Annotated in this window: 4 protein-coding genes; all 4 read right to left on the reverse strand. The window is 75.3% G+C overall.

Annotated elements, in window-relative coordinates; genetic code table 11:
* Positions 1-586: 586 nt before the first annotated feature.
* Entirely contained in the window at positions 587-1099 is a 513-nt protein-coding gene (locus ACLQ24_RS28820; RefSeq protein WP_425894887.1) for a hypothetical protein, read from the reverse strand.
* A gap of 120 nt (positions 1100-1219) precedes the next feature.
* Positions 1220-1720 (reverse strand): DUF1992 domain-containing protein, encoded by a 501-nt coding sequence (locus tag ACLQ24_RS28825; RefSeq protein ID WP_425894888.1) that lies wholly within the window; start codon positions 1718-1720, stop codon positions 1220-1222.
* A 95-nt stretch (positions 1721-1815) separates the two neighbouring features.
* Positions 1816-2544 carry an SDR family NAD(P)-dependent oxidoreductase gene (locus ACLQ24_RS28830; protein WP_425894889.1) on the reverse strand — a complete coding sequence of 243 codons (729 nt, stop codon included), beginning with the start codon at positions 2542-2544 and terminating at the stop codon, positions 1816-1818.
* Positions 2541-3842 (reverse strand): flavin-containing monooxygenase, encoded by a 1302-nt coding sequence (locus ACLQ24_RS28835; protein WP_425894890.1) that lies wholly within the window; start codon positions 3840-3842, stop codon positions 2541-2543. Before ACLQ24_RS28835 ends, ACLQ24_RS28830 begins: the two co-directional genes overlap by 4 nt.
* Between the last annotated feature and the right edge of the window lie 84 nt (positions 3843-3926).

The following is a 3926-nucleotide window of genomic DNA, read 5'->3' on the forward strand; positions in this document are numbered from 1 at the left end:
GGGGGCCGGGGGGGGGGGGGGGCGGGGGGGGGGGGGGGGGGGGGGGGGGGGGGGGCCCCCCCCCCCCCCCCCCCCCCCCCCCCCGCGCCTCTCGTCGTGCACGGCCGCAGCGTCCTCCGAGGAGGGACGTCGACGGTCCGCGCACCGTCACGGTCAGGTCCAGCTGATGCCACGCTCGCGAACGCCACGCATGCGCTTCTCCTTCCCCCTTCAGGGCGGCCCCGTGCCCGCCCGACGACCTCAGCGTCTACCGCCGCCCACCTCGGCGGTAGGCTTTCGGCGTTCGGGGTCGTTCGGCCTTGTTCGACGGTGTCCCCGAACGGCGCCGACGCGACGGCACGCCGCCACAACGGACCGAGGGCGAGGACCGCCACCGCCCCCGACACTCCGCTGCACCCGATCACCGTGGTGGCCGACCAACAGTCGGCGGCCAGACCCGCCAGGACCATCGCCGTTCCCTGCAGGCCACTCAGGCCGGTGATGGCGACCCCGAAGGCCCGTCCCCGGTGCACCGCCGGCACCGCCCGGCCGAACAGGGCGTTCAGCGGTACGGCGAAGGCGCTCGCGGCCCCGGCCAGCCCCAACATCACCAGCACCACCCACAGCGGCGGAACGGTCCACGCTGCCGTGAGCACACCGGCGGACAGCGCGGCCAGGGCCGGATCAGCCGCGGGCGGGCCGCCGGCGGACAGAGCCGGGTGAGGGCGACTCCGCCGAGCGCCATGCCCGTCGGCGCGGCGGCCAGCAACAGCCCCACGGTGGCGGAGTCGCCGTCGTACTGCCCGGCCAGCGGGGCCATCAGCCCCTCGGCGGCGTAGGTGAAGGCGCTGGCCGTCCACAGGACGAGCACGTAGGCGCGCAGCCAGGGGTCGGCGAAGACCAGCCGCAGGCCGTCCGCGCGAGCACGTCGGGCGGGGTTCAGCGGCGTCCGAGGCGCCGGGCGTGCCCGCACGCCGCGCGCGATCAGCAGGGCGCAGACGAGGAACGTGGCGGCGTTCACCAGCAGCGCGCCGCGCAGCGACAGCAGGCGAACAGGTGGCGGTTGGCGGTACTCGCGTACCGCGAACACCTCGGCGTACGTCGCGGCGCGCTCGCTCACGTCGCCCCCGCATCCCGTGCCTGCCGTCAGATCGCCCGGTCCCGACCGTAGCGACGCTGCCGGGCACGGCCCCGGAACCAGGTGTTCGGGACCGTACGGATCTGTTCGGTTCGGCCGAGGTCAGCGCCGGCGGTGCCAGCGCAGCCACCAGCCCCGGCGGGCTCGGCGGGCGGGCGCGACGGTGGTGGCCGGCGCGGTGGTGGCCGGCGCGGTGGTGGTGGCGGTGACCTCGGGACGCGCCCGTTCGGCACGCCAACGACGGACCACCTCGTCGGCGTTCACCGGCCGGACCGCCACCCGGGGACCGTCGGGGTTACGCAGCCAGGCGACGATCTGGGCGTTGAGCTGCCCCACGAAGGCCCGTACGGACTGCTCGGTGGGCAGGTCGCGGACCTCGTCGGGGACCTGCTCGACGCGTCGGCGCAGTTGCAGCGGTGTGGGCAGCAGCAGGTCGCTGGGCAGCTTCTCGCGCTCCAGGAAACTTTTGATCCACCACGACTCGTCGTACGGCATTCCGCGCCCGGGGATCGGCTTGCCCATGCCGGCCAGGTTGTCGAACTCGCCGCGTTGCATGGCCCCTCGGATCTGCGCCTCCACGGCCGCGTCCCACGCCTCGGTCACCCTGCGGCACCTCCTCTGACACCACGGTAACGCCGCCACCGGCGGCGGCGCGTGCTGCCACGGATCAGCGCGGCCGGGCCGTCGAGCATTCCCGCTCAGCCAGGGTCACGGTGCCGACGCAGCATCCCGGCGGCCAGCGGCGCGGCGTCCAGGTCACCGGCGGCGAGCCGCGCGGCGAGGGTACGGCGCACCAGCCGGTCGGCCAGCGCGGGCGCGTGCCGGCCGACGGCCAGCTCCGGGCGGGACACTCCCCGCAGGGACAGGCCCGCCTCGGCGGTGCTGTCGTGGATCGGTGAGGCGACCATGCTGGGGTAGACGACGCTCACCCCGACGTGGGTGCCCACCTCGTGGCGCAGCGCGTCGGCGTACGCGACGAGGGCCCGCTTGCTGACCCCGTAGGCGGCGGCGAGGGGCAGCGGCAGCACCGCCATCCGGCTCGCCACGAAGATCACCCGCCCGCGCACGGCGACCAGGGCCGGCAGCGCGGCGGCGGTGGTCCGCCAGGCGGCCAGCAGGTTGACCTCCAACTGCTGGCGGACCACCTCGTCGGGCGGCAACTCGGCCGGGGCGGGACCACCCACCCCGGCGTTGTTGATCAGCAGGTCGAGCCCTCCCAGTCGTGCGACGGCCTCCCGCACCGCGGCGGGGACGGCCGCCGGGTCGGTCAGGTCGCAGCCGAGCACGGGCAGGTGATCTTCGTTGCGGGCGCGCAGGTCGAGCCCCACCACCCGGGCGCCACCGGCGCGCAACGCGACGCCGAGGTGTCGACCGAAGGTGCCGCTCGCCCCGGTGACGAGGACCCGCCGGCCGGTCAGGCTCGTCACCGGCGTGCTCCGGCCTTCAGCTCTCGGGTCAGCTCGGCCAGGTACGCGTCGAAGTCCACCCGCATCGCCGGGCGGCGCTGGCCCCAGCGGGCCGTCGCCGCCCGCAGCTCGGCCCGGCAGGCGGCCCGCTGCCGCGCCGGGTCGGGCAGGGCGTACCGGCCGGCGAGCTGCGCGGCGATCAGCTTGGCCTGCGCCTCGACCAGCGGGAACGCCGAGCCGGTGGACTGCGTCAGCCCCACGAACGTCAGGCCGGGGGCCTCGGGGTGGAACACGTGCCGGTACAGCGCGAGGGTGTCGGCCCCGCCGCCCAGCAGCTCGGGCGGCAGGAACCCGATCTCCACCCGGTATCCGGTGCACCAGACGATGAGGTCGACCTGGTCGGCGCGACCGTCGGTGAACGTGACCCGGTCGCCGTCCAGGGCGGCGACGCCGGGGCGGGCCTCGACGTCGCCGTGGGTCAGTCGGGACAGCAGGCCGTCGGAGAGCGTCGGATGGTCCTGCAGGAAGCCGTGCGTCGGCGCGGGCAGCCCGTAGCGGGCGGGGTTGCCGACGGCGGTGGCGAGCACCGTCTGGCTGATGCGCTGGCGCAGTCGCCACGGGAGGCGGCGGGCCAGCGCGCCGTTGAGGGTGTCCGAGGGGCGTCCCAGCAGGTACTTGGGCACCACCCAGACGCCCCGGCGCAGCGACAACAGGGTCCGCTCGGCGACGTACGAGGCGTCCACCGCGATGTCCATCGCCGAGTTGCCGCCGCCGACGACCAGGACACGCCGGCCGGCCAACTGCTCGGGGCCACGGTAGTCGTGGCTGTGCATCTGCTCGGCTGTGCTGGCGCCGGGGTACGGCGGGTCGGGCAGCCGTGGCACCCGGTTGTGACCGTTGGCGACGACCACGGCCTCGACGGTGACCTCGATCGGTCCGTCCGGCCCGGTCGCGGCGACCGTCCACGCGCCGTCGGGGCGCCGGGTGACCCGCTCGACGGTGTGCCGCAGGCGGATGGCGTCGCGCAGCCCGAAACGGTCGGCGTAGTCGGCCAGGTAGCCGGCGACCCGGGTGTGGTCCGGGTAGTCGGGCCAGTCGGCGGGCATCTGGTGGTCGGCGAACTCGGTACGGCCACGGCTGGTGTTCAGGTGCAGCGTGCGGTACGCGGGCGAGTCGGGCGCCCCGTACACCCAGAGGCCGCCGACCTGGTCGGTGGCCTCGAAACACACGGTCGGCACCGCGGCGTCGCGCAGTGCCTTGACGGTGGCGAGGCCGGCCGCGCCGGCGCCGATCACCGCAACCCTGATTCCTGCCCGCATCGTCGCCCCCACATATTGACCAGTAACCCAAAGGTGCCGTGGTTAGCCGGCTGCGTAGCGGACTTCTGGCTTGCCGAACAAGGC

This window comes from Micromonospora sp. DT4 (assembly GCF_049841675.1).
Lineage (GTDB): Bacteria > Actinomycetota > Actinomycetes > Mycobacteriales > Micromonosporaceae > Micromonospora.